The sequence below is a fragment of the Zobellella maritima genome, assembly GCF_003075035.1.
Taxonomy (GTDB): domain Bacteria; phylum Pseudomonadota; class Gammaproteobacteria; order Enterobacterales; family Aeromonadaceae; genus Oceanimonas; species Oceanimonas maritima.
This window is the reverse complement of the sequence record NZ_QCZE01000001.1, coordinates 1,264,272-1,290,010: the sequence shown is the minus strand read 5'-3', so window position 1 is coordinate 1,290,010 and position 25,739 is coordinate 1,264,272. Positions and strand designations below refer to the sequence as shown.

The following is a 25,739-nucleotide window of genomic DNA, read 5'->3' as shown; positions in this document are numbered from 1 at the left end:
TCACCCCATCGGTGCTGGATTGCCCTGTGGACGTTCAACTTTAAAGTGTATCCATTAAACATGACTGAATCTTTTGCTCAACTCTTTGAAGAGTCTCTGAAAGAACTGGAAACCCGTCCGGGTTCCATCGTAAAAGGCATCGTTGTTGCCATCGAGAACGGTATCGTTCTGGTTGACGCCGGCCTGAAGTCTGAGTCTGCCATCCCTGCCGAGCAGTTCAAAAATGCTCAGGGCGAGCTGGAAATCAGCGTTGGTGACAGCGTTGATGTCGCGCTGGATGCAGTGGAAGACGGCTTCGGTGAGACTCTGCTTTCCCGTGAAAAAGCCAAGCGTCACGAAGCCTGGCTGCAGCTGGAAAAAGCCTACGAAGATCAAGAAACTGTTATCGGCGTTATCAACGGTAAGGTTAAAGGTGGTTTCACTGTTGAAGTGAACAGCATCCGTGCCTTCCTGCCCGGTTCTCTGGTTGACGTGCGTCCGGTACGCGACACCCTGCACCTGGAAGGCAAAGAGCTTGAGTTCAAAGTAATCAAGCTGGACCAGAAGCGTAACAACGTTGTGGTTTCTCGCCGTGCCGTGATCGAAACCGAAAACAGCGTCGAGCGTGAGCAGCTGCTGGAAAACCTGCAGGAAGGCCAGGAAGTCAAGGGTATCGTCAAGAACCTGACCGACTACGGTGCTTTCGTAGACCTGGGCGGCGTAGACGGCCTGCTGCACATCACCGATATGGCCTGGAAGCGCGTTAAGCATCCTTCCGAGATCGTCAACGTGGGTGATGAAATCAACGTCAAGGTTCTGAAATTCGACCGTGAGCGTACCCGTGTATCTCTGGGCCTGAAGCAACTGGGTGAAGATCCTTGGGTCGATATCGCCAACCGTTACCCGGAAGGCACTCGCCTGTCGGGCCGCGTGACCAACCTGACCGACTACGGCTGCTTCGTTGAAATCGAAGAAGGCGTTGAAGGCCTGGTACACGTGTCCGAAATGGACTGGACCAACAAGAACATCCACCCGTCCAAAGTGGTTTCCGTTGGCGACAGCGTAGACGTGATGGTACTGGATATCGACGAAGAGCGTCGTCGTATCTCCCTGGGCCTGAAGCAGTGCAAGTCCAACCCTTGGCAGCTGTTCGCAGAAACCCACAACAAGGGCGACCGTGTTTCCGGCAAGATCAAGTCTATCACTGACTTCGGTATCTTCATCGGTCTGGACGGTGGTATCGACGGTCTGGTACACCTGTCCGACATTTCCTGGAACGCCAATGGCGAAGAAGCCGTTCGTGAATTCAAGAAAGGCGACGAAATCGATGCCGTGGTACTGCAGGTCGATCCCGAGCGTGAGCGCATCAGCCTGGGCGTGAAGCAAATCGACGAAGATCCTTTCAATAAGTACCTGTCAGATAACAAGAAAGGTGCTATCGTTAAGGGTAAAATCACTGCCGTCGATGCCAAAGGTGCCGTCGTTGAGCTGGAAGAAGGCGTGGAAGGTTACATCCGCGTTGCCGACATCTCTCGTGACCGTATCGAAGACGCTTCCACCGTTCTGAGCGTAGGCGAAGAAGTTGAAGCCCGTTACGTTGGTGTAGACCGCAAGAATCGCACCCTCAGCCTGTCTATCCGTGCGAAAGACGAAGCTGAAGAGAAAGCCGTTATGGATAACCTGAACCAGCAACAGCAAGAAGAAGTTGGTTTGAGTGCCATGGCAGAAGCTTTCAAGGCTGCAAAAGGCGAATAAGCCTATCCGAATTTAAAAGGGGGCGTTCGCGCCCCCTTTTTATTTGGTGCAGAAGGAGCAAGTAACCATGACCAAATCTGATTTAATCGAACGACTGGCCACCCACTATAATCATTTATCTGCCAAGGAAGTGGAGAGTGCCATTAAAGAAATCCTTGAGCAGATGGCATCCACATTACAGACCGGTGACCGCATAGAAATACGTGGTTTCGGCAGTTTTTCATTACATTACCGCGCGCCCCGCCAGGGTCGTAACCCCAAGACCGGCGAGAAGGTCGAACTGTCGGGAAAATATGTTCCTCACTTTAAGCCAGGCAAGGAATTACGAGAGCGTGTCAACCCCGCCTGACAATCCATAGCATTCTCCGTTTTATCTCATATTTCATGGCATCACGACTGGTAGCTCAGGCTATTTTCCGGGATAATTGGCGAACTCAAAAATAGGATGTTGAGGGGGTAAGGTGAAAATTATTCTGGTCTTGGTTATCCTGGCTATTCTGTTTGGTCTAGGGTTGACCCTGGGAACACAAAACGATCAACTGGTGCAGATTAATTATCTCATCGCCCAGGGCGAGTTTCGTCTTTCCAGCCTGTTGGCGGTAGTGTTTGTAGCGGGCTTTGTACTGGGTTGGTTGATACTTGGCCTGGTGATGTTGCGTCTTAAGATGAACAATGCGGGCCTGCGTAAAAAAGTCGATCGCCAGCATAAAGAACTGGAAGAGCTCAGGGCTTTGCCTGCTAAGGATTGACGAGTCCCATGCTGGAATTGCTGTTTCTGCTACTTCCGGTAGCCGCGGCTTATGGTTGGTACATGGGACGACGGGGCGTCCGCCAGGATGCCCAGAAACAGTCAAATACCTTCTCCCGGCAGTATGTAGCCGGACTCAACTTTTTACTTTCCGATGAACCGGATAAAGCCGTCGATCTCTTTATCCAGTTGTTGCAGGTTGACAGCGAGACCATCGACACCCATCTGGCACTTGGCAATCTATTCCGCTCCCGTGGTGAGGTGGATCGCGCCATTCGAATTCATCAAAATCTGATTGCCCGTCCTAATTTGACGCTGGAGCAGCGTCACCTGGCGATGCTGGAGCTTGCCCGGGATTTCCTGGCCGCGGGTCTGCTGGATCGTGCCGAGCATATCTTGGTTGAGTTAAAGCATGATCCCGACTACGAGCAGGAAGCGCTCAGTCAGCTGATGATTATCTACCAGCAGCTGCAGGAATGGGAAAAAGCCATCGAGGTGGCAGCTCGGCTGAAAAAGCTGCAAGGGCTCAAGGTATCTGTACCCATGAGTCATTTTTACTGTGAGCTGGCAGAGCATAAGTTACGTCAGGAGCAGCTTAAGCCTGCCATCGCCATGCTTAAAAAATCGCTGCAGGCAGATCCGGCCTGTGTGCGAGCCAGCCTCCGGCTGGCCAATCTCTATATGGATCAGGTGCAGTGGTCCCTTGCCATTGCCCACCTGATCAAGGTGACCGAGCAGGACATGGATTTTGTCAGTGAAGCACTGCCCAAGCTGAAGGTGTGTTATCAGGCGCTCGACAAGCCCGGAGAGCTGGCTTCCTTGTTGGAGCAGTTGGTCGCCAGGGATGCGGGGACCAGTGCCGTGCTGATGCTGGCCGATTGGTTGCAGGAAACCCAGGGACAGCTGAGTGCAGAGCAGCTGGTCCTGGGGCAATTAAAGCGGCACCCGACCATGAAAGGCTTTTATAGGCTGATGTCATACCACGCGACCAACGCGGAAGCAGGACGGGCTCGGGAAAGTCTTGACATGCTAAAGGACCTGGTTGAAGCACAAATTCACGCCAAACCAAGCCACCGTTGTGGTCAGTGCGGGTTTTCCAGTAATACCCTGTTTTGGCAATGCCCCTCCTGTAAGCAGTGGGGGAGTATCAAACCTGTGCGTGGCCTCGACGGTGAATAATCACGCCAGACAGACAAATAAAAGGTAGCAGATGCAAGACTCCAAGACGCAAGATCCAAAAATCATCGTTGCCCTCGACTTTGCCGATGAACGGGAGGCCAAGGCCCTGGTTGCCAGGCTGTCCCCAGAGGCATGCCGGGTGAAGGTGGGTAAGGAAATGTTTACCCTGTTCGGCCCCGAGTTTGTGCGTTATCTGGTGAATGCCGGCTTCGATGTGTTTTTGGATCTCAAGTTTCATGATATTCCCAATACGGTGGCCAAGGCCATAGCGGCATCGGCCGAGCTGGGTGTGTGGATGGTCAATGTGCATGCCAGTGGTGGTGTGCGGATGATGGAGGCGGCACGCGCAGCCCTGGTGCCTTATGGTGACAAGGCGCCGCTGCTGATCGGGGTGACCGTACTGACCAGCATGACCGGTGAGGAGTTGCACCAGACCGGCGTGTTACGCTCACCGGCAGAGCAGGTATTGTCTCTGGCACGACAGGCGCGGCAGGCAGGATTGGATGGGGTGGTCTGTTCCGCTCAGGAAGCCAGCCTGCTTAAGGCCGAACTGGGGCCGGATTTCAAGCTGGTGACCCCGGGGATCCGTCCGGCGGGCAGTGAGGCTGGCGATCAACGGCGAATCATGACGCCCGAGCAGGCCATCAAAGCCGGCAGCGACTACCTGGTGGTCGGACGCCCTATTACCCAGGCGGATGATCCGGCCATGGTGCTGGGTGACATTAACCGCAGCCTGACATAAGTTCCCCTTGTGGGACCGCGTTTATTCGGAGACTGGGGCAGGTTTGGCGACCTGCCCGAACTCATCAGGGCCTGCATGCCAGCCCCTGAATAAACATTAAAAGCTTGAAGTGAGCATGCGCTACTTCCGGCTTCTAGCTTAAGGTCTCCAGCGCATCCAGCTCCCCCCGGTACCAGAAGGCCCTGAGCCTGTCCAGCCAGGGGGTGACATCCAGTCCCTGCTCCCGACGCCACTGGGCATCGTAATAGGTGTTCAGATAGCGATCCCCCTGATCACAAATAAGGGTGATCAGGGAGCCCGCCTGACCTTGCTCCGCCATCGCCTTCAGCTTGAGCAGGATACCCATAAAGTTAGTGCCGCTGCTGCCGCCACACTTACGGCCCAATATTTCCTCGAGCAACAGCATGGCCGCCAGGCTTGCCGCATCGGGGATCTGATGCATTTCATCGATAATATCAGGCATAAAGCTGGGTTCTACCCGGGGGCGGCCTATGCCCTCTATACGTGAGCCGATGGCAGAAGTCAGCCCGGGATCCCGGTGCCGGTAATAGTCATAAAACACCGAGTGCTCGGGATCCACCACACACAGTCGGGTGCGCATCCTGGAATAGCGGATATGGCGTCCTATGGTCGCCGAGGTACCGCCGGTACCCGCGCTCATCACCACCCATTCAGGCTCAGGAAAAGGCTCCTTGGCCATTTGCTCGAACATGCTTTCGGCAATATTGTTATTACCGCGCCAGTCGGTTGCGCGCTCGGCAAAGGTAAATTGATCGACGAAATGGCCGCTGGTTTCTTTTGCCAGGCGATATGACTCGGGATAAATAAGGCTGGCGTCATCAACAAGGTGACACTGGCCACCGTAAAAATTTATTTTTGCGATTTTTTCCGCCGAAGTATGCTTGGGGATCACTGCGATAAATGGAAGCCCAAGCAGCTTGGCGAAATAGGCTTCAGACACGGCGGTGCTGCCACTGGAAGCCTCTATGATGGTTCTGCCTTCATCGATCCAGCCGTTACAGAGACCATACAGGAACAAGGAACGAGCCAGCCGGTGTTTCAGGCTGCCGGTTGGGTGGCTGGATTCGTCTTTCAGGTATATATGAAGGTCGGGCCAGGCGGGCGCCGTCACCTTGAACAGGTGGGTATCGGCACTGCGCTGAAAATCGGCTTCTATCTTGTTGATGGCCTCATTGACCCATGATCGACTCATGTCGGCTCCTGTCGCTGCAAATTTTCATAGTTTATAGGAAAGGAAAAAATATGGAATCGGCGGAGTTGCTACGTTTGCCCAGGCTGTCCAAATTGTTCGGCAGGTACCGGGACGGAACCTGAGGGCAGAATTGGCGCTGTTATATAAGGCTAAACACAGCGGCTGTTTTCATTGCCGGAGAGCAGGTCATGTACAAATATAGCCGTGTTCTGTTATCGGCTGGCGGCACGGCTTGTTGAGGATAACATCTAATACCCACCTCGCTTAAGTTCTGAGCATCTATTGGGCCAGGACCAAAGAGGCAACCCCGCTGTCTACCTCGCCCTCCATGGGGGCTCGGAAATGCCATATATGCTATTTAACGTCCATGGCATTAAACGGTCATGGGAGCCCGTCTTCGTTCTCTCTTTTTGTCCCCCGTGTTGCCCGAAGGCAGAGCCAACAGGCAACTCCGTTGCATCAGGGAGGATGAGGGGAGCTGCTCCGCCGAGACTCCGCGCCAGGGCCGGAAAATGTCCCTGCCGTTTCGGCATTTCCGCCATTAATGGCGGGCAGTGGTGCGGATGAGCCTATATGGAGGTATTCACAGCATGTCGGAGGAGTAGGCCATTTACCCGACCTTTACAGAGCAACCCAATAGATCGGTTATTTATGCAGTTGGGTATTAACCATAAAACCATGAGGTGTTGCATGCGGATCTGAGTTCAAGCCTGGTATCTGGCAGGCTAAGTGAGCGGCTATTTTGGCTAAAAGTACAGTGCTTGCGAGGGGGAAAGGAGGTATACCGGTTTCAGGCAAAACTGAGGGATAAGGAGCATAAATGAATTTCAGGGCCCGAAGGCCCTGAAATAGGGTTATTTGATTAAGAAATCGTCCAGGCTGCCGCCGTTATCCAGTGCTGCCTGGATAACAGAAGGCTTACGACCTTGGCCAGTCCAGGTTTTCTGCTCGCCATTCTCGTCGGTATAGGCGTATTTAGCAGGACGCTTACTGCGACCAACAGATTTTTTGCTTGGCTCGGCCAGTTCGACCAAATCGTTAATATCGATGCCGTCGGCGGCCAACATATCCATGTATTCTTTCAGCTTGCGCTCACGCTCGGCGGCGGCTGCGCGTTCTTCTGCTTCAGCTTCGCGACGCTCTTCCACGACTGATGTTAACTTTGCCAGGCCTTCTTCTAATTGCTCTAGGGTAAGCTCACGGCCAGCGGCGCGCAGACTACGTATATTCAGTAGGGTCTTTAGAAATTCAGTCATCGCGATTACCTGTATAAGTGATTTGCTAAGATTTTTAAGCGGGTTTAAATCAATGTAATTATTTTATATCACGTGCTTACTTAATACAAACTCAAATTAAAAATTGAGTAAGTGGCAATTCAAAAACAGTATTCGGTATTGCCTTGCAAATTGCAAAAAATCATATGTTAATGAAAGTGTTAAATGTACGCTGGAGTTGGCGCGGTGTGAGATCTATATAGCATGAAATCAAATAACCACCTCCGTATTGTGTCGCCAGCAGTATGTTCAGACAGGGGCCATGAGCGACAGACTGTTATCTCTGTATTTACCACAACATTTTCTGGAGGTAGCCAACCATCAACCAGTTGTAGGTAGTTGTACGGTGCCACCGCTGTCTTTTATTTATCCTCTGTTTCACATCATGCTATTAAGCAAGTTGCAATAAGGATACAAAAGAGTCCTTTTGTTATTGGTGAGGACTCATTTGAGTGTTTCTTTAGTTTTGCCTGTCTAGATCCCTTCCGGTAGATTAATCTGTTGATTTTCTTGCTTCAGTTAGTAAAATTCGCGCCTCGAACCTGCGTAGAGGTGCGCGTCTTATCAGTCGATCAGTTCAGGGTGATGCCGTTTATGCTGATTAAAAGGAAGTCGCGCCGAAGTGGCCATTGCCTATCGGGTAAGGTCGCTGGGATTCGATCGAATAGATCGGATACTGTCATGCATACGCCATGATGCGCTACTGCTGGGAATGTGAAGGGACCAAGTCTGACTTGCCTTTTCCTGGTGGATCTTTTGGCAAGCAAGAATAGGTGCTGTAATGGATTCCCATCCTTTTATTCAAACGTTTTGGTCTTTATTCCCGCCATTATTGGCCATTCTGCTGGCTATAGTGACCCGCCGTGTACTGCTGTCATTAGGAGCGGGCATTGTACTGGGAGGGCTGCTGGTTAATGAGTTTCAGCCGGTTGCCGCCGTTAGCCATTTGTTTAATAAGGTTTTATCTCTGTTTTGGGAACAGGGTAGCTTTAATGCATGGAACATGAATATATTGTTATTCCTGCTCTTGCTGGGGTGCATCATCAGTATCCTCAGCAGGGTTGGTGCGACCCAGGCATTTGCCGAATGGGCGCAGGGACGCATTAAAAGTCGTCGCCAGGCCAAGCTGATGACCGGTTTGCTGGTCTTTGTCTTCTTTATCGATGATTACTTTCACAGTTTATCGGTGGGAACCATATGTCGCCCGGTAACCGACCGGTTCAACATCTCCAGAACCAAACTTGCTTATCTGCTGGATTCCACCGCGGCGCCGGTATGCGTGTTAATGCCGGTATCTTCCTGGGGGGCTTATATCATTGCCCTGGTAGGTGGTATTTTGACCAGTTACGGCATTGCCGGGCACAGTGCCTTCGGTGCCTTTTTGTTGATGGGCAGCATGAATTTTTATGCCATCTTTACCCTGCTGATGGTTGTGCTGGTTATTAAGGGAGGCTGGGATCTGGGGGCCATGGGGCACCACGAATCCCGGGCTCTTGAAGGGCAGCTGTTTGACGCCAGCAAAGGCACACCGCCAGGCGTACCCGATATCGCCGGATCCAATGGGCGGGTCAGTGATTTGGTATTGACTATTGGTGCACTGACATTGGTGACGGTATTCGGCCTGTTATTCACCGGCGCTCAAAGTCTGGCGGAAAATGAGCAGCCTTTTGGCTTGCTGGCAGCCCTGGAAAATACCAATGTAGGCCGAGCCCTGGTATTGGGGGGAGTGGCCGGATTGGTCGTTTGTGTCTGGATTATGTTGCGTCAGCAGGCCGGTGCCAGCCAATGGGGTCATGTCTTATGGACGGGTATCAAGGGGATGTTGCCGGCCATTTATATCCTTTTGTTCGCCTGGACCATAGCCGGTATGATTTCCGAGCTGGAAACCGGAAAGTACCTGGCTTCCCTCATTCAACAAAACCTGCCGGTTTATCTGCTGCCGGCCCTGTTGTTTTTACTGGCAGGGATAATGGCATTTGCCACCGGCACCAGCTGGGGTACCTTCGGGGTTATGCTGCCTATTGCCGCCGATATGGTGATGGCGATTGATGCTCAGCTATTGCTACCGGGCCTGTCTGCCGTGATGGCGGGCGCCGTATTCGGCGATCACTGTTCACCCATATCAGATACCACCATATTGTCTTCGACCGGTGCGTCTTGTCATCATATTGATCATGTGATTACCCAGCTGCCTTACGCATTGTCGATTGCTCTGGTCAGTGTGATCGGATATCTGGTGCTGGGATATAGCGGTTCCCTGGCTGCAGGTTTTATCGCCGCCTTGTTGGGATTCGCTTTGATCCTCTTTGGCTGGCGTCGGTGGCAAGGGGGGAGGGCCCATGGCGTCGCTGCATTATAAATATGCTGCCATGAATTCGGGCAAGTCGACCCAGCTTATTCAGGCGCATTTTAATTACCAGGAGCGGGGCCTGTCGCCCTATGCCATGACGCCCGGTGTGGATACCCGGTCGGGGTCGGGCGTTATTCGGGCACGGGTTGGATTGCAGTTGGAAGTGGATACCTTCGGCGCTGATTGTGATCTATTCGAGCTGATCAGGACACGGGAGGAGCAGACACGGCCGGATGTATTTATTCTGGATGAGGCCCAGTTTCTTACCCGGGCGCAGGTGTATCAGCTGGCGAGGATCGTCGATGAACTCAATATCCCGGTAATGGCTTACGGTTTGAAAAGTGATTTTCGCGGTGAACTGTTCGAGGGTGCCTATCATCTGTTGTGTTTGGCCGACAAGCTGGAAGAGTTGAAAACCATTTGCTGGTGTGGGAATAAGGCCCATATGAACGCCCGGCTTGGTGCCGACGGCCATTTGCTCAGAGAGGGCGAACAGGTGGAAATCGGCGGCAACGAGCGTTATGTGGCGCTCTGTCGGCGGCATTATATTCAGGGTAAGGCCCGGCCTGAGGGTGAAGTCAAAGGCCCCTAACGGCAAGCCGTTAAGGGCCTTTAACTATTTTTGCCGGCTCAGAACCGGTAGTTTGCCTGCAGGCCAAACAGGTAGGCATCGCCACCGGAGATAAACTCAAAGTTATCTTCTCTGACCTCGACCTTTTTCCCGTCCAGGAAGGCAAACGAGGCATCGAAGCTCAGTTGCTGGTTGTAGGCGTAGGTCGAGCCCAGGCTGTACCAGATTCGGTTACTGTCGGGGATCGAGATGGAGCGGAACGCCTCCCGTACCGGCGATCTGTCGTAGGCGACACCGCCGCGCAGGGTCCACTGTTCATCAAGTAGATGTGTGGCGCCGGCACTGATTCGCCAGCTGTTTTTAAACTGCTCGTCTTTCTGGAACAGCTCCTGACCAGCCGCCCCCTCGGCTTTCAGCTCTTGAAAGCTGCTCCATTCGGTCCACAACAGGCCGTAGTGCAGCGCCCAATCGGGGGTGAGCCGATGGAAGCCGGAAAACTCCGCAATGGCGGGCAGGGTTAAATCCAGCGTGCCCGGAATACGTTGATCACTGGTACCTGCAGGTACCCCGGGAGGCAATGGTACAGCGGGCAATGCACTTGAATAATTGCCTTTCAAGGTGAGCTCAACCTCTGAACGATAGCTCAGTCCCCAGCGATGATTGTCATCGGCCTCAAAGAGCAAGCCGATATTCCAGCCGTAGCCCCAGTCATCACCTTCCAGACGAACAAATTCATCAGATGGCTGTAGACTGAAGGCACTCCCGGCTATGCCCGAGTGCCTTACCAGTTCGGCATCGGCATATACCGCGTTGACGCCGGCTCCCAGGGACAGGTGGTTATTGGCCTTGAAGGCGATATTGGGATTCAGGTTCAGGGTGGTAAGCGAGGTTCTGCCGGCGACCGTGCCCGCATAATGGTTGTCCTGATATGAGGTGGACAAGCCATAGTTGGTGAAGGCGCCGAAGCCCGCTGCCCACTGGTCATTAATGGGTTGGATGTAATAGAAAAAGGGCACCAGGGCATCGTCGGCGATGTCCTCGGAATGGGTCGGCAAGCCGGCGCTCTGGCCCGTTGTTGCTGTTGCTCCTTTACCTGCTACATCAACCTCCGGATTAACGTAGACGGCCCCTGCAGAGAGCGCTACGCTGTCAAACAGGGTCATGGCTGCCGGGTTACGACCCAATACAGAAGCATTGTCGCCGATGGCTCCCTCACCGGCATAGGCACGGCCGAGGCCGGTGGTGTTTTGCTCGGCTAGCTGGAAGGCGGCGGAGTGGGCTTGCCCGGTTGCCACAGCCGCGGCGAGCAAAGACAGTTTCAGGTTTTTTGGGCACATAAGCAGATTCCCTTACTCAACGTATCCTGCGGATGTATTTGGATTTTATTATTGGTGGTAAGTGGTATGAACTCTTACCAGATGACAAGATAGATAAGTGTAATTAAAAAGTAAAACACTTGTTTACAAAAAAAGGGCCGAAAAGCCCTTTTTGATAGTAAGATCAATGATTAGAGATCAGATTCCATTCTCCTGAAACCCAACAAGACGGCTTTTTCCGGTTCCTTGTCCAGCTTGCTGACCAGGATACAGGCCAGGCCACAAAGCAGGAAGCCGGGCACGATTTCATACAGATCAAAGAGGCCGCCGCTGAGTTGTTTCCAGCCGATCACCGTCAGTGCACCCAGGATAATGCCGGCCAGGGCACCATTACGGGTCAGGCGGGGCCAATATACGGAAAGAATAATGACCGGACCGAAGGCGGCGCCAAAACCGGCCCAGGCATAACTGACCAGGCCTAGCACTGTGGTTTGGGGATCCAGCGCCAGCAACATGGCGGAAACGGCCACTACCAGCACGGCGATGCGTCCGACCCATACCAGTTCCTGGTCATGGGCATGGGGCCTGAGCCAGCGTTTGTAAAAGTCTTCGGTCAGGGCGGAAGAGCACACCAGCAATTGGGAGTCGATGGTGCTCATGATGGCCGACATGATGGCGGCGATCAGGAAACCGGCAACCCAGGGGTTGAACACCGCATTGGCCAGTGCCAGGAAAACGGTTTCTGCATTGGTCAGCGGTGTATCGGCAAAATACACAGCACCAACCAGGCCCACGCCCAGGGCACCGATCAATGACAATATCATCCAGCTCATGGCGATACGGCGCGACAAGGGCACCGAGCGGGGTGAGTCGATGGCCATGAAACGGGCCAGAATATGGGGCTGTCCAAAATAACCGAGTCCCCAGGCCATCAGGCTAAGGCCACTCAGCAGCGAGAAATCATGGAGCAGATCAAGCTTGTTGACATCCATCTTGCCCAGGAGGTCCAGGGTCTGATCCAGCCCGCCCAGTTCATTCATGACTGCCCAGGGCATGACGATCAGTGCCAGCAACATCAGAATACCCTGGAAAAAGTCGGTCCAGGAAACAGCCAGGAAGCCGCCCATAAAGGTATAGGCCACGATCACGCTGCCACCAATAAAGAGGGCGCTCAGGTAGGGAAGACCGAAGACCTGTTCAAACAGGATGGCGCCGCCGACCATGCCGGAAGCGGTATAGAATACAAAGAATACCAGTATGGTGAGGGCGGAGATTACCCGCAGCAGGCCCGATGTATCGGCCAGCCGGTTTTCCAGGAAGTCGGGCAGGGTCAGGGAGTCATTGGCTTGCTCGGTATATACGCGTAGCCGTTTGGCCACAAACAGCCAGTTCAGCCAGGCGCCGATTACCAGGCCGATACCGATCCAGGCTTGATTGACACCAGACAGATAAACCGCACCCGGCAGGCCCAGCAGCAACCAGCCGCTCATATCGGATGCACCGACACTCAGCGCCGCCACGCCGGGCCCGAGGCGACGCCCACCCAGAATATAATCGCTCAGCGAGCGGGTTGCCCGGTAGGCTACCAGGCCAATCATCAGGGTGAGCAACAGATAGCCGACAAAGGTAATCAAGATAGGGAATTCAATATTCATTGAGGAGGTTCCTGTTGTTCCGAACAGTGTTTTCGCTTCCATGTGAGCGAGGCGGCAGCATGCTACACCAGATAGGACGCTTACTTACAGCATAGTCAGGAATTTATTTTATCAGCCCTTATGTTGTGGGACTTTGACTTAAGGTCTAGCTTTACTTTTACGGGTCAACGCGCAACAAAATAAGAACCAAAAACAAGGATGTCGAAATGATTAAACCTGTCTTAGTGGCTTCCTGTCTGGTGGCAACCGGTGTATATGCACAATCTCCTGTTTATTCCGGCTGGGATAACCCTGGCCGCCAGTTTTATATAGGGCTGAATTACGCCAACCTCGATTATGATGAAGATGGGCTGAGCGAGTCCGTTAATTGGGATACCCTCGGGCTCAACCTGGGTTATCAGCCGTCGTCCTATTTAGCAGTAGAAGGACGAGTGGGAACCGGCGTGGGGGATGACACTGTCGCGGGTGTGGCGAAAGCCGAGCTTGAACATTATTATGGCGTTTATATCCTGCCTCAATTTCCCATTGGAGAGGTGGTGTCGGTATACGGCCTGCTGGGCTGGACAGAAGCGGAAGCCAGTGTTTCGGCTTTCGGTCTCAAAGATACCGGCTCGGAAAGCGATGTAAGCTATGGGCTGGGGGTGCGTTTCTTAAACAAGCGCGATCTACGGGGAGTCGGCTTCTTTGCCGAGTATGCCAGCCTACTCGACAAGCGCGATTTTGAAATGGATGCACTGACGGTGGGGCTGACCTGGCATTTCTGAGTAAACACACAGTAATAAACCGGGGCCTGGCGGCCCCTGAATGATATGGATGCAGTTAAATGACATGTTCCAGTGATGCCCTGACGGTACCTGTAACCTGGCTCAGGTTTTCTTGCATACCGGTGACGATCACCAGACGGTAATTTTGCATCTGTACCACCTCGCCCTGGAGCCCCTGGCCGACAAACCGGTTTTCTATCCTTAAGGGCCTGTCCATGGGCACCAAAAAGATATTGATACGCTCATACTCGCCCGCTATCACCAGGTGTGCGACCGTGCCGCCGGGAAACATACAATGGTTGGCGTAGTAAATCCTGCCCACCCGGCTTATGTCACCCAGGCGTGCGCCATAGGGTTCAAGCTTGGCATTGGCGGCGATCAGCGTGACCTGCTCATCCACATTTCGGGTAAAGGGCATTTCCGTGTGCACATGTGCTAGGGCCACCTGAGCAATTGAAGGCAGTCCGGTAACGGCCTCGGTGGGCAAGTGGATAAACCGGGTAGCAAAGCCGAGGGCAAAGGCCACCGAGGCGGCAACAGCCAGGTAGCGCCAGCTGGGTCCTTCCCGGTGTTTCGGCTGCTCCGGCAGGGCGGCCAACATCAGGGTGCGGGGGAGGTCCTCGGGCAGGGGCACATTCATGGCCCGCTCTAATTTATGGTTAAAGTCTTTCATTTCATTCAGGAATTGCCGGTTTGCTGCATGATCGGTGGAAGCAGATAGAAAATCCGGATGTATATCGTTGGGGTCGGTATAAACCCGTCGGCGAAACTCTAACTCATCCATTGTTTCGACCTCTAATTGTTTTGTCATTATCCAGTGCCTCTTTCAGCTGGTTCCGGGCCCGGAATAGACGTGTCATCACCGTATTCTTGTTCAAGTCAAGAATGTTGGCTATTTCTTCACCACTAAAGCCCCCAATAACCTGTAACAACAACGGCTCCCTGTATTCGATGGCAAGCTCGCCGATATGACGCCTGAGCAATTCGTTTTCCATATCCTGCTCCGGTCCGGGGCTGTGCTTGTCGGGAACCTGCTGGTTATCCAGATCCACCAGGTCAAACTGTTTGCGTTCGAAGCGACGGGCATTTTCTCGTCTTAAAATGGTAATCAACCATGCCTTGGCCGCTTTTTCGTCCTTGAGGCTGTCGAGGGCCTTCCATGCCCGTAAAAAGGTTTCCTGCACCAAATCCTCGGCCACCTGACGATCGTGACACAGCCAGAACGCATAACGAAACAAGTCCGCATGCAGGGTGTAGACCAAGGCCTCATAACGTTTTTGTTTTACCGCTATGCCTTTAGAGACCGTATCAGCCTTGGGTTTCTTTCGCTTAAACAGGGAAATCATTGATCACCGTAGATTGGGGGCGGCTTTTCCAAGTCTAATGTGCGAATTGGGAGCACTCCAGCCTAATTGATAGGGTTTATCCGGATCCGGGAGGATTTCAATCAACTGTTTTAAACCTGCTGCAGGGTTGCTAATATCTCATTGAGGTCAGACCTCTTGATAACAAGGAACGAACATGACGCCGGCTAGCAAGTTAATTACCTCCAGGGGCGACCGCATCGCCATTGTTGACGGGCTGAGAACCCCCTTTGCCCGACAAGCGACCGCCTACCGTGGCATCCCGGCTCTGGAGCTGGGCACACTGGTGGTGGCGGAAATGTTGGCCCGCATGCCCATCCCGCCCGACGAGATAGAACTATTGGTGTTTGGGCAGGTGATCCAGATGCCCAAGGCACCCAATATTGCCCGGGAGATTGTGCTGGGCACGGAATTATCGGTAACAACCGATGCCTACAGTGTCTCGCGGGCCTGCGCTACCAGCTTTCAGGCCGTCTCCAATATTGCCGAAGCCATGATGGCGGGCCAGATCAGCACCGGGCTGGCCGGTGGTGCCGATTCTTCATCGGTGTTGCCAATCGGTGTTTCCAGGGCGCTGGCCGAAGTTTTGCTGGACCTCAGCAAGGCCAGGACGCTGGGGGCCAGGATAAAGATTTTACGTCGTCTGGCTCTGAAGGATCTGGCGCCGGTACCGCCCGCGGTAGCCGAGTATTCTACCGGCCTGTCGATGGGACAGACCGCCGAGCAGATGGCCAAGAGTCACGGCATCAGCCGCAGGGAGCAGGATGAGCTGGCCCATCGCTCCCACCGGCTGGCGAGTGCCGCCTGGCTGCAGGGGCGGCTCGCCGATGAGGTGATGGCCGCCTATGTCCCCCCATTTACGGCCCCCTTGTTGCAGGATAACACGATTCGTGCTGAGTCCAGCCTGGCGGACTATGGCAAGTTGAAACCAGCCTTTGACAAGCGGCACGGTACCGTCACCGCCGGCAACAGTACGCCCTTGACCGACGGGGCCGCCGCCGTATTGATGATGACTGAAAGCCGCGCCAAAGCGTTGGGTATCAAGCCGCTGGGTTATCTGCGCAGCTATGCCTATAGTGCCATTGATGTGTGGCAGGATATGCTGTTGGGCCCGTCCTATGCGACGCCCTTGGCACTGGAGCGGGCCGGTTGTCGGTTAAACGATATGGATCTGATCGATATGCACGAGGCGTTTGCCGCCCAGACGCTGGCCAACCTGAAGATGTTCGCAAGCCAACAATTTGCCGAGCGACAACTGAATCGCAACCAGGCTATCGGTGAAGTAGACATGAGTAAATTCAATGTGCTGGGTGGCTCCCTGGCCTATGGCCATCCCTTTGCCGCTACCGGCGCACGGATCATCACCCAGACCCTGAAAGAGCTGAACCGCCGGGGGGGCGGACTGGCGTTAACCACAGCCTGTGCCGCGGGTGGCCTGGGTGCAGCCATGGTATTGGAGGCAGCGGAATGAACCAACAGACCCAGACCAGCAAGGTGCACAGTTTCACCCTGAGTAAGAATGACGGTATCGGTATTATTACCCTGGATGTGCCCGGTGAGCGCATGAATACCCTGCGTGCCAGCTTTGCCGAGGAGATCCGGGCATTGCTGGCGGAACTGAAGGCGGATGATGAAATTCAAGGGCTGGTACTGTGCTCCGGCAAGCCGGACTCTTTTGTGGCGGGGGCCGATATCAACATGCTGGCCGCCTGTACCACAGCCGCCGAGGCGACCGCCCTGGCTAGGGCCGGGCAGCAGATCTTTGCCGAACTGGAGGCGCTGGAGCTGCCCCTTATTGCCGCCATTCACGGCCCCTGCCTGGGAGGTGGGCTTGAACTGGCCCTGGCTTGTCACGGACGGGTGTGTTCCTACGCCGATATCACCCGGCTGGGTTTGCCGGAAGTGCAGCTGGGACTGCTGCCCGGCTCCGGGGGCACCCAGCGTTTGCCCCGGCTGGTCGGCCTGACCCCGGCGCTGGAGATGATGCTCACCGGCAAACAGCTGAGCGCACGCGCCGCATACAAGGCCGGTCTGGTGGACGATATGGTACCTGAAGCTATCCTGCTCGATACCGCCATCCGGCTGGCACGTCAGGGAAAGCCCGTGCACAAGCGCCGGTTCGGGCTCAAGAGACTGTTGCTGGAAGCAAATCCGCTCGGTCGCAAGCTGGTGTTTAACAAGGCGTTGGGTCGTCTAAGGGACAAAACCCGGGGTCAGTATCCGGCGCCGGAAAAACTGCTGGAGGTGGTGCGAACCGGGTTGGAGCAAGGCATGTCATCAGGGCTGGCGGCCGAGTCCGCGGCCTTCGGTGCGCTGGTGATGAGCTCCCAGTCGGTGGCGCTGCGGCATCTGTTCTTCGCCACCACAGAGATGAAGAAAGCACATACCTTTGCCGGCGCCGACCCTTTGCCCCTGCAGCGTATCGGTGTGTTGGGGGGAGGCCTGATGGGGGGCGGAATCGCCTATGTCACCGCAACCAGGGCCGGATTGCCGGTGCGCATCAAGGACATCGACTACAAAGGCATCAATCAGGCCATGGCGACCGCCTATGGTTTGCTGATACCCAAAGTACGGAACAAGAAATTGAGTCAATCCCGGATGATGTTGCAGCTGGGACGTATGACAGGGGGGATCGACTTTAAGGGGTTTGACAGGGTCGATATGGTGGTCGAGGCGGTGTTTGAGGATCTGGCGGTAAAGCAGCATATGGTTGCCGAAATCGAAGCTCAATGCCCGGCACATACCATTTTTGCCTCCAACACCTCTTCGTTGCCGATCAATCAGATTGCCGCCAGGGCGCGGCGCCCGGAGCAGGTGATCGGTTTGCATTACTTCAGCCCCGTGGACAAGATGCCGTTGGCGGAAGTGATCCCCCATGCGGGGACCAGTGCCGAAACTGTTGCGACAGCACTGAAGCTGGCCCGGGAACAGGGCAAGACCCCGATCGTGGTCGGAGATAAGGCCGGCTTCTATGTCAATCGGATCCTGGCGCCCTATTTGAATGAAGCGGCCCGCTTGCTGCTGGAGGGTGAGCCCATTGAGGCCATCGACAGCGCCCTGGTGGACTACGGCTTTCCGCTGGGTCCCATCAGCCTGCTGGATGAGGTGGGCATAGACATCGCCGTCAAGATAGCGCCGGTGTTAACGCAAGAGCTGGGGGAGCGGTTTCAGGCGCCGGAGGTGTTTGCCGCCTTGCTGGACGACAAGCGTTATGGCAAGAAGAATGGTCGCGGGTTTTATCGCTTTGATGGCCAGCAGAAAACCAGGCCGGTGGATAAAACCGTTTATCGGTTGCTGGGGGTCAAGCCCGCCGCCAGGTTGCCCGCCCGGGAAATCGCCGAGCGTTGTGTGCTCCAGATGCTGAACGAGGCGGTGCTTGCCCTGGAGGAAGGGGTGATTGGCTCGGCCCGGGACGGAGATATCGGTGCCATCTTCGGCATCGGCTTTCCGCCCTTCCTGGGCGGGCCCTTCCACCATATACAGCAGCAGGGTATAGGGTCACTGGTAGAGAAAATGCAGGAATTCAGCCGTAAATACGGCGAACGCTTCGCACCCTGTGAGCCCCTGCAATGTCGGGCAAAGGAGGGACGGGGGTTTTACTGATAGGTGGCCAGAGCGATCCACAGCCGCTTGCCAGTGACGATTTTCTCGTTGGATATGCTTAAAAATCCACCTCTGCTGTGCTAGGCTTGCGCCATTGCGGAGGGTATTTGATGATGCTGTTGTTACTCTTAACTGCCCCTTTTTTCGGCTTGTTTTATTACGTTGCGGCGGTGCAAAGTGCACTGCCGCCGCGTCGCTGGGCATTGCTGGGGTGCCTGTTCGGACCTGCGGTATTGCCGCTGTTCATGGCCAAACGGCGTTGGTCTCTGGTGTGCGCCCGGGGCATGAAATATAGCCTGTGGCATGCCTGACTTGATCTTGCTCAAACCGGTTGCCCGGCGCAGCGGTTAGGCTTTGTCTCATCAGGATCTGTTTGGAGAGGTATGATGAGTACCCTGGAAAAATTAATCTGGAATGTATTGGGCTACGCCGCCATGCCGGTCATCTTCCTGATCGGCTTTATCGGTGTCGCCGTATTTACCTGCCTGGTTCTGTTATGGCTGGATACCGGCAAACAGGCATAAGGCGCTTTGTTGACTCAGATCAAGCAGGCCGATGAGGGGAGCGATTAAACTGGGCACTGTTGGCGTCACCTTAACAGCCTGATGGTCACCTGGGGGATCTCGGATTCGGTTTCTGTTCACTCGTTAGTATGACATCTTTTAACTGGCCCTCTCGGCCAGTTTTTTTTCTGTTTTTTAAATAAAATGTCATAAATTCAGGGTAATCTTTGGCAGCAATTGAGCCAGGGTTTGCTAGCCTTGTCGTTTGTCTCCCGCTTCCCGGCCAAAGAAAAACAGGATTTCCTGTGAAGTTGCGATCTTTATGTTATAGCTAAAAGTAGACTTGGATTTGACTCATTCGACCTCTTGGTCAAAGGGTGAGCTGGATCCTTGAGCACAGGGAAGAGCAAAGGTATGATGCCCGCCGATAGGGGCGGAGTTCGCCTTAAAGTGAGGTGGAGATGAATATCTTTATCATGCGCCATGGCCAGTCGGCGCCGGAAGCATCCAGTGATGCCCTGAGGCCCCTGACTGAGCAAGGCAGGGATGAGACCTGCTTAATGACGCAGTGGTTGGTACCCCAGGTACCAGGATTTGATCGGGTATTGGTCAGCCCTTATTTACGCGCCAAGCAAACCTGGGAGCAGATCGCCGACAAGATACCGGCGTCGCAGGTGGAATGGTGCGAGGAGTTAACGCCCAATGCGGATCCTGATATAGCAGCCAGCCTGCTAATGGCATATGCTGAAATTAACGAGGCAGGCAACCTGCTGGTGGTCAGCCATATGCCGTTGGTCGGTTTCCTGGTAGAAAGCCTGTGTCCACCGCTGATGGCCCCGATCTTTGTAACCGCGGGTATCGCCAAGATTACTCTGCGTCCGGGACAGGGTGCCGATTTTAACTGGTTGGAAGGGCCGCATAATATCCGACCCCATTATGAACACTATTATCAGAAATGCAGGTCTTTAGGGTAGAGTAAAGTAAAAAAATAGAATAAGCAGAGGTGAGTCATGCGTATTTTTAAACAGTATCAACCTTTGTTAATCGCCAAATACGTGAAAACCTTTTTCAGTGGTCGCTTATATATTCGTGGCCGGGGAGCGTTTTGGTATGCCAAAGGGATGTTGGTGATGCCTGCCCATGCAGATGAGCGTCATCGTACCACAGTGCAGGAAATAAACAGGCTGATAGATCGGCTGCACATGCCTGCAGACGCGGCTTCATAAAAGTGAAGGTTCGTGTTTCGGCGTTGCCGTACCTGAGGCGGCAGTATTTTACAGGCATGACTGCGGGACATGCTGTAGGTTCACGGTTATTCGAATAGCATTTTGCACCGAGCAAACTCGGGCCTGCTGTCTATCGCTTCATAACTCGGTTTTCAACAATACCAGCAGGGCGGCGTCACCGCCCCATTCCCGCGTCGCTTGATGAAAGGCCAACACCTGTGGATGTTGTGCCAGCCACATGGGCAGACGCTGTTTCAGAATGTGCTTGCCATGGCCATGCATGATGGACACGCAGCGCACATGCTGACGGCGGGCCGCCAACAACAGGGCCGATAACTCCTCCTTGGCCTGTTCCTGGGTCAGGCCATGCAAATCCAGAAACAGCTCCGGTACATAGTCACCGCGCCGTAATTTCTTCAATTCATAGGGCGAGGCATCGTCCTGACGGTAACGTGTAGGCCCTTCCTGATCCAGGTATGGCTCGTAGAGATCGGAAAACGGGTGCGCTTCGGCCCTGTCTTTCTTGGCTATTCGCTGTTGTGCTTTCACCTTGACCGGCGCCCGGTGCGGACTTATGGTATCCTGCTTTATTTTACGGACACCCTGCACTGCCTCCTTAAAGAGTGTTTTATCATCATCTTCGGGTGGGGTGGATGCAGTCATATTCTGATGGGGTCCGTTTGCTCAAAAACAGCCATTTTATCGAGGTGAAGGGGTTTTGGACACGGTTTTTCATGATGAGGCACTCATCGAGCTGCACACCATAGGCGATTGGCTGCGTTTTGCCACCAGCCGGTTCCAGCAGGCAGGTCTGTTTTACGGTCACGGCACAGACAATGCCTGGGATGATGCAGTGCAGCTGATTTTACCTTTGCTGCACCTGCCGCTGGATTGTCCGCCCACCATACGGGATGCCCGGTTGTTGCCGTCGGAGCGCAAGTTGCTGCTGGACGCCCTGCAACAAAGGGTAGAGCAGCGTCTTCCTACGCCTTATATCACCCATACCGCCTGGTTTGCCGGCTACGAATTTTATGTGGATGAGCGGGTGTTGATTCCCCGATCCCCCATCGCCGAACTTATCGACAACCGATTTGCACCCTGGTTGACCACTGAGCCCAGCCGCATCATGGATCTGTGCACCGGCTCGGGTTGTATTGCCATTGCGCTGGCCCATGCTTTTCCCCAAGCCGAGGTGGATGCCCTGGATATTTCCCGGGATGCCCTGGATGTGGCGGACATCAATATTCAAAACCATGGTCTGGAGCAACAGGTCATCCCGATCGAATCGGATCTGTTCTCGGCGCTCCCCCCGGGGGATAAATATGACCTGATCGTCGCCAATCCCCCCTATGTAGATGAAGAGGACATGAGCGACTTGCCCGAGGAATTCCTGCACGAGCCCGAGTTGGCGTTGGCTTCTGGCTTTGACGGACTGGATTTCACCCGCAACCTGCTGACCCAGGCCTGTGATTTTCTGACCGACGAGGGCCTGCTGGTGGTGGAAGTGGGTAACAGCCAGGTACATATGGAGTCCTGCTTCCCCGAGTTGCCGTTGACCTGGGTAGAGCTGGAGAAGGGCGGCCACGGAGTTTTTGTTATCAACCGCAATGATCTTCTCCCTTTTCGTGATCAGTTTTTAGTTTAATCAAAAGGAAACCACAATGGCAGGGAACAGTATTGGAACCCTTTTTCGTGTCTCCACTTTTGGCGAAAGTCATGGCCTGGCCTTGGGCGCCGTGGTGGATGGCGTTCCGCCGGGCGTCGAGCTGACAGAAGAGGATCTGCAGCAGGATCTGGACCGGCGCAAGCCCGGCACATCCCGTTTTACCACCCAGAGGCGGGAAGCGGATCAGGTTAAAATCCTGAGCGGGGTTTTCGAAGGCAAGACCACGGGGACTTCCATCGGCCTGCTGATTGAAAATACCGATCAGCGTTCTCAGGATTATTCCGCCATCAAGGACTTGTTCCGCCCCGGTCATGCGGATTACACCTATCATCAGAAATACGGCATCCGTGACTATCGGGGCGGGGGGCGTTCCTCTGCCCGGGAAACCGCCATGCGGGTTGCCGCCGGCGCCATCGCCAAGAAGGTGCTGGCCCAGTTTGGCGTATCCATCTATGGCCATTTAACCCAGCTGGGTCCGATCAAGGCCGAGGCCTTTGACCGGGATCTTATCGAGACCAATCCTTTCTTCTTTGCCGACGCCGGCAAGCTGGGTGAGCTTGATGAATACATGCGCGAGCTGAAAAAAGAAGGCAACTCCATCGGCGCCAAGATCCAGGTGGTCGCCAGCGGCGTGCCTGTGGGCCTGGGAGAGCCGGTGTTCGACCGGCTGGATGCCGACATCGCCCATGCGCTGATGAGCATCAATGCGGTCAAGGGAGTGGAGATCGGTGACGGCTTCGATGTGGTCGAGCAGAAAGGCTCGGAACACAGGGATGAAATGACCCCGGAAGGCTTTGCCAGCAACCATGCGGGCGGCATATTGGGTGGTATTTCCAGCGGCCAGGATATCGTGGCCAGCATAGCGCTCAAGCCGACCTCCAGCATCATGGTTCCGGGCAAAACCATAGACGTAAAAGGGGACGCGACCGAGATGGTGACCCGTGGCCGCCATGATCCTTGTGTCGGTATCCGTGCCGTGCCTATTGCCGAGGCGATGCTGGCGATCGTGTTGCTCGATCATTTGATGCGTCATCGGGCGCAAAATGCCGGAGTCAGCATCACCACGCCGTTGCTGAGGTAAGTACAGGATACCGTTTGTCACTTTGTGGGAAGGCTGACTCCAGTGGTAGGGGTGACCCGGCCGTGATGGTAGCTGAAGGTATTTGATGGTTTGTCAGCCAACTCACCACGGGGCCGTGCCTCCCACTATCGCCACGGGGTCGGACCTGTTGCAATCATCTCTTGTGAGAGCAGACCTGTTGAGTAAAATAGCGGCTTCGCACAGGGAGCCGCTTTTATCATGTCATTTTGCTACCGGGATCTGATTTCCCTGTTTCACCAAACCTTCTTTGACACGTACAATACCCGTCTGGAATTAGGCGATGACGAGCCTGTCTATCTGCCTGCCGATGAGCGGGTCAGCTATCACAGGGTGGTATTTGCGCACGGTTATTTTGCCAGCGCCCTCCATGAGATCGCCCATTGGCTGTTGGCGGGAGAGGCCCGGCGAACCCAGGTGGATTACGGTTACTGGTATCACCCGGACGGTCGGGATGCCCGGGCGCAGCAACAGTTTGAAGCGGTTGAGGTCAAACCCCAGGCAATAGAATGGGCCCTGTCGCTGAGCTGTGGCTTTTCCTTCAATGTCAGCTGCGACAATTTGAACGGTACGGTTGAGCCGGACAGGCTCGCCTTTCAGGCCAGGGTTCGGGAACAGGCCCTGACTTACCTGGATAACGGCTTTCCGCCGCGAGCCGAATGCTTTATGGCGGCACTCAGGCAGCATTATGGTCGTCCCGTGCTGACTCCCGACAACTTTGACTATCAATAGGGCAGGGCATGTTTCGTATTGGATTGATTGTAAACCCGTTCGCAGGATTGGGTGGCAGTGTTGCCCTCAAGGGTAGCGATGGCATGGCGGCAGAGGCCCTGGCCCGTGGCGCCGAGCCGCGCGCGTTGCAACGTACCCAGCTGGCCTTGGCCGAGCTGGTGGCGCTTAAGGATCAATTTTTTATCTACACAGTTGCCGGCGAGATGGGCGAAAGCGTCTGCCAGGCCCTGGATTTGCCCTATCAAACCCTTTATCAGCCGGGCCGGCCCAGCACCGCGGTCGATACTCACCAGGCGGTACAATTATTGGTGCGCGAGGGGGTCGATCTGCTGCTGTTCGCCGGGGGGGATGGCACCGCCCGGGATATCTGTGCCGAGGTTCCGGAAAGCCTGTGTGTGCTGGGGATTCCTGCCGGCGTGAAGATCCATTCCGGCGTCTATGGTGTCACCCCGGCCGGCACCGGCCGGCTGCTGGCCCGGCTGGTAAGGGGGGAGCCGGTCAGCCTGATCCAGGCCGATGTGATGGACATCGATGAAGCGGCTTTTCGGGAGGGCAGGGTGCGCGCCCGCCGTTATGGAGAGATGCGGGTGCCCGGCGAGCTGGAATATATCCAGGCGGTCAAGGTGGCGGGCAAGGAGTCTGCCGAACTGGTGCTGACCGACATCGCCGATGAGGTGATCGAGCGGATGGAGGACGACTGCTATTATATTATGGGCTCGGGCACCACGGTCGCCGCTGTGATGGAACGCCTTGGCCTCGAGAACACCTTGTTGGGCGTGGACCTGGTACACCAGGGCCGGCTTATTGCCTCAGATCTGGATGCCAGAGGCTTGTATGAATATATCAAGGATAAAAAGTGCAAGCTGGTGATCACCCTGATCGGTGGCCAGGGCCATATTTTTGGTCGTGGAAATCAACAGCTGAGTCCCCAGGTCATCAGGGCCGTGGGACCCGACAATATCTGGCTGTTGGCGACCAAATCCAAGATAAATTCCTTGCATGGTCGTCCGCTGCGAGTTGACACCAATGATCCCGAACTGGATCGGCAGCTATGCGGTCTTGTTCGGGTGATCACTGGCTATCGTGATGAAGTTCTGGTTCGGGTGGCAAACCCGGAATATGAGGCAGAATAAATGAATATTTTTGAATTTGAACGCCTGCTGCTGGCTGAAATCGACGGTAACGTCGCCCATTGTAGCGAAGATCAGCTGTTTGCCGGTGGCTATTTGCGAGGCCATATCACGTTGGCGGTGGCCCAGAGCGAGATTGCCGGCCGCAACCATATCAAGGATGTAAAGGCCCGGGTCAAGACCAGCCTCAACCAGGCCATCCTCAGCGGTGAGCTGAATGACCAGGATCAGAAACTGGTTCTCGGGTTCTGGCAGCAACTGGTCGATGAACTGGACAGGCAGCGGACGGAGCAGCCATAACCCCACCAACAGCAATAATACCACTCGGTGAGTGGTATTATTTGCCGTGTGCCAGCTCTCCTACTAAATCCTGTATCTGGTGCAAATATTGCGGGATCAAGTAGGAGGCGGCCTCCGTCCTCTCACACCACCGGGCATACGGTTCCGTACCACGGCGGTTCATGGGTGATGGCTGAGTCGATGGTAACTCTCCATCAGCGATATCAGTCCCAGTCGGTCAAACAACTTATTCGGTAACGCCTTATTCATGTGCGATGCCCCGACGTTCCACCACGGGCCGCGCCTATTGGTGGTGCTCAGCACCGCTCGCTTCTCGGCAAAACCCAATCGCATCAGCATCCGCCCCCGGGTGCGCCCTCGCTTCCATTGTCGCCACAGTATTTTACTCAGATGACGACGTAACCAGCCATCCAGTTCATTGAAGATGCCTTTGGCCCTGGCGTAGCGGAAGTTGTTTATCCAACCATGCAGTTTGGTTGCGAGCACACCGGTCGCGCGCCGGATGTTCCAGCCCATGGCCTTGCGCAGCACTGACTTCAGGTTGTCCTTGAAGCGCTTAACACTTTGAGT

At 54.7% G+C, this 25,739-nt stretch carries 26 protein-coding genes, 1 pseudogene and 1 riboswitch; of the genes and pseudogenes, 19 read left to right on the top strand and 8 right to left on the bottom strand.

Annotated features, from left to right (window positions below):
* The first annotated feature begins 60 nt into the window (after positions 1–60).
* The 5 genes from rpsA to pyrF all read left to right on the top strand — a co-directional run bounded on the left by rpsA (position 61) and on the right by pyrF (position 4,403).
* Complete coding sequence (gene rpsA / locus DCS96_RS05865) at positions 61–1,734, top strand: 30S ribosomal protein S1 (RefSeq protein WP_116473384.1); 1,674 nt, start codon at positions 61–63, stop codon at positions 1,732–1,734.
* 43 nt (positions 1,735–1,777) lie between these two features.
* Positions 1,778–2,083, top strand: coding sequence for an integration host factor subunit beta (gene ihfB, locus DCS96_RS05860; protein WP_332870193.1), 306 nt, complete (start codon positions 1,778–1,780; stop codon positions 2,081–2,083).
* 112 nt (positions 2,084–2,195) lie between these two features.
* On the top strand, positions 2,196–2,483 hold the full coding sequence (locus tag DCS96_RS05855) for a LapA family protein (protein ID WP_116473382.1): 288 nt from the start codon (positions 2,196–2,198) through the stop codon (positions 2,481–2,483).
* Between the two features lie 8 nt (positions 2,484–2,491).
* Complete coding sequence (gene lapB, locus DCS96_RS05850; RefSeq protein ID WP_116473381.1) at positions 2,492–3,661, top strand: lipopolysaccharide assembly protein LapB; 1,170 nt, start codon at positions 2,492–2,494, stop codon at positions 3,659–3,661.
* A gap of 31 nt (positions 3,662–3,692) precedes the next feature.
* Entirely contained in the window at positions 3,693–4,403 is a 711-nt protein-coding gene (gene pyrF / locus DCS96_RS05845) for an orotidine-5'-phosphate decarboxylase (RefSeq protein WP_116473380.1), read from the top strand.
* A gap of 133 nt (positions 4,404–4,536) precedes the next feature.
* Here the strand turns inward: pyrF and DCS96_RS05840 are convergent, their stop codons facing one another.
* The gene (locus tag DCS96_RS05840) at positions 4,537–5,616 is read right to left on the bottom strand and encodes a PLP-dependent cysteine synthase family protein (RefSeq protein ID WP_116473379.1); all 1,080 of its coding nucleotides are present in this window, start codon (positions 5,614–5,616) and stop codon (positions 4,537–4,539) included.
* Positions 5,617–6,470: 854 nt separating this feature from the next.
* Complete coding sequence (locus DCS96_RS05835; RefSeq protein ID WP_116473378.1) at positions 6,471–6,872, bottom strand: H-NS family histone-like protein; 402 nt, start codon at positions 6,870–6,872, stop codon at positions 6,471–6,473.
* A 557-nt stretch (positions 6,873–7,429) separates the two neighbouring features.
* Positions 7,430–7,601, top strand: a riboswitch (Lysine riboswitch).
* 70 nt (positions 7,602–7,671) lie between these two features.
* Between DCS96_RS05835 and DCS96_RS05830 the strand changes: the two genes are divergently transcribed.
* Together DCS96_RS05830 and DCS96_RS05825 are read left to right on the top strand one after the other, a co-directional pair.
* Positions 7,672–9,249, top strand: a complete 1,578-nt coding sequence (locus tag DCS96_RS05830) for a Na+/H+ antiporter NhaC family protein (protein ID WP_116473377.1) — start codon at positions 7,672–7,674, stop codon at positions 9,247–9,249.
* The gene (locus DCS96_RS05825; protein WP_116473376.1) at positions 9,230–9,832 is read left to right on the top strand and encodes a thymidine kinase; all 603 of its coding nucleotides are present in this window, start codon (positions 9,230–9,232) and stop codon (positions 9,830–9,832) included. The genes DCS96_RS05830 and DCS96_RS05825 overlap by 20 nt, the downstream gene beginning before the upstream one ends.
* A 38-nt stretch (positions 9,833–9,870) precedes the next feature.
* Here the strand turns inward: DCS96_RS05825 and DCS96_RS05820 are convergent, their stop codons facing one another.
* Positions 9,871–11,148, bottom strand: a complete 1,278-nt coding sequence (locus tag DCS96_RS05820) for an outer membrane protein transport protein (RefSeq protein WP_116473375.1) — start codon at positions 11,146–11,148, stop codon at positions 9,871–9,873.
* A gap of 170 nt (positions 11,149–11,318) precedes the next feature.
* A complete protein-coding gene (gene putP, locus DCS96_RS05815) occupies positions 11,319–12,782 on the bottom strand; it encodes a sodium/proline symporter PutP (protein ID WP_116473374.1) in 1,464 nt (487 codons plus the stop codon).
* Positions 12,783–12,988: 206 nt separating this feature from the next.
* On the opposite strand from putP, the gene DCS96_RS05810 reads away from it, so the two are divergent.
* Positions 12,989–13,546: a porin family protein gene (locus tag DCS96_RS05810; RefSeq protein WP_116473373.1), complete on the top strand. Its 558-nt coding sequence runs from the start codon at positions 12,989–12,991 to the stop codon at positions 13,544–13,546.
* 55 nt (positions 13,547–13,601) lie between these two features.
* Here DCS96_RS05810 and DCS96_RS05805 read toward each other — a convergent pair whose 3' ends face one another.
* Together DCS96_RS05805 and DCS96_RS05800 are read right to left on the bottom strand one after the other, a co-directional pair.
* The gene (locus DCS96_RS05805; protein WP_116473372.1) at positions 13,602–14,330 is read right to left on the bottom strand and encodes a DUF3379 family protein; all 729 of its coding nucleotides are present in this window, start codon (positions 14,328–14,330) and stop codon (positions 13,602–13,604) included.
* On the bottom strand, positions 14,323–14,892 hold the full coding sequence (locus tag DCS96_RS05800; RefSeq protein ID WP_116473371.1) for a sigma-70 family RNA polymerase sigma factor: 570 nt from the start codon (positions 14,890–14,892) through the stop codon (positions 14,323–14,325). Before DCS96_RS05800 ends, DCS96_RS05805 begins: the two co-directional genes overlap by 8 nt.
* 175 nt (positions 14,893–15,067) lie before the next feature.
* Here DCS96_RS05800 and fadI point away from each other — a divergent pair, with 175 nt between their 5' ends.
* The 6 genes from fadI to DCS96_RS05770 all read left to right on the top strand — a co-directional run bounded on the left by fadI (position 15,068) and on the right by DCS96_RS05770 (position 20,242).
* Positions 15,068–16,381: an acetyl-CoA C-acyltransferase FadI gene (gene fadI / locus DCS96_RS05795; protein WP_116473370.1), complete on the top strand. Its 1,314-nt coding sequence runs from the start codon at positions 15,068–15,070 to the stop codon at positions 16,379–16,381.
* The gene (fadJ, locus tag DCS96_RS05790) at positions 16,378–18,513 is read left to right on the top strand and encodes a fatty acid oxidation complex subunit alpha FadJ (RefSeq protein ID WP_116473369.1); all 2,136 of its coding nucleotides are present in this window, start codon (positions 16,378–16,380) and stop codon (positions 18,511–18,513) included. The genes fadI and fadJ overlap by 4 nt, the downstream gene beginning before the upstream one ends.
* Positions 18,514–18,623: 110 nt before the next feature.
* On the top strand, positions 18,624–18,824 hold the full coding sequence (locus DCS96_RS05785; RefSeq protein ID WP_116473368.1) for a hypothetical protein: 201 nt from the start codon (positions 18,624–18,626) through the stop codon (positions 18,822–18,824).
* 72 nt (positions 18,825–18,896) lie between these two features.
* The gene (locus tag DCS96_RS05780) at positions 18,897–19,037 is read left to right on the top strand and encodes a TIGR02808 family protein (protein WP_232818191.1); all 141 of its coding nucleotides are present in this window, start codon (positions 18,897–18,899) and stop codon (positions 19,035–19,037) included.
* A gap of 440 nt (positions 19,038–19,477) precedes the next feature.
* Positions 19,478–19,990, top strand: a complete 513-nt coding sequence (gene sixA / locus DCS96_RS05775) for a phosphohistidine phosphatase SixA (protein ID WP_116473366.1) — start codon at positions 19,478–19,480, stop codon at positions 19,988–19,990.
* A 36-nt stretch (positions 19,991–20,026) separates the two neighbouring features.
* Positions 20,027–20,242, top strand: coding sequence for a DUF1107 domain-containing protein (locus DCS96_RS05770; protein WP_116473365.1), 216 nt, complete (start codon positions 20,027–20,029; stop codon positions 20,240–20,242).
* A gap of 138 nt (positions 20,243–20,380) precedes the next feature.
* Here the strand turns inward: DCS96_RS05770 and smrB are convergent, their stop codons facing one another.
* Positions 20,381–20,905, bottom strand: a complete 525-nt coding sequence (smrB, locus tag DCS96_RS05765) for an endonuclease SmrB (RefSeq protein ID WP_116473364.1) — start codon at positions 20,903–20,905, stop codon at positions 20,381–20,383.
* Positions 20,906–20,960: 55 nt separating this feature from the next.
* Between smrB and prmB the strand changes: the two genes are divergently transcribed.
* The 5 genes from prmB to DCS96_RS05740 all read left to right on the top strand — a co-directional run bounded on the left by prmB (position 20,961) and on the right by DCS96_RS05740 (position 25,169).
* Positions 20,961–21,887, top strand: a complete 927-nt coding sequence (gene prmB, locus DCS96_RS05760; RefSeq protein WP_116473363.1) for a 50S ribosomal protein L3 N(5)-glutamine methyltransferase — start codon at positions 20,961–20,963, stop codon at positions 21,885–21,887.
* Positions 21,888–21,903: 16 nt separating this feature from the next.
* Complete coding sequence (aroC, locus tag DCS96_RS05755; protein WP_116473362.1) at positions 21,904–22,989, top strand: chorismate synthase; 1,086 nt, start codon at positions 21,904–21,906, stop codon at positions 22,987–22,989.
* A gap of 219 nt (positions 22,990–23,208) precedes the next feature.
* Positions 23,209–23,739, top strand: a complete 531-nt coding sequence (locus DCS96_RS05750) for an elongation factor P hydroxylase (protein WP_116473361.1) — start codon at positions 23,209–23,211, stop codon at positions 23,737–23,739.
* 8 nt (positions 23,740–23,747) lie between these two features.
* Entirely contained in the window at positions 23,748–24,872 is a 1,125-nt protein-coding gene (locus tag DCS96_RS05745) for an ATP-NAD kinase family protein (protein ID WP_116473360.1), read from the top strand.
* A complete protein-coding gene (locus DCS96_RS05740; protein ID WP_116473359.1) occupies positions 24,873–25,169 on the top strand; it encodes a YfcL family protein in 297 nt (98 codons plus the stop codon). It begins immediately after the preceding gene.
* A gap of 159 nt (positions 25,170–25,328) precedes the next feature.
* Here the strand turns inward: DCS96_RS05740 and DCS96_RS05735 are convergent.
* Positions 25,329–25,718: pseudogene (locus tag DCS96_RS05735) on the bottom strand (group II intron maturase-specific domain-containing protein); the annotation flags it as partial.
* Between the last annotated feature and the right edge of the window lie 21 nt (positions 25,719–25,739).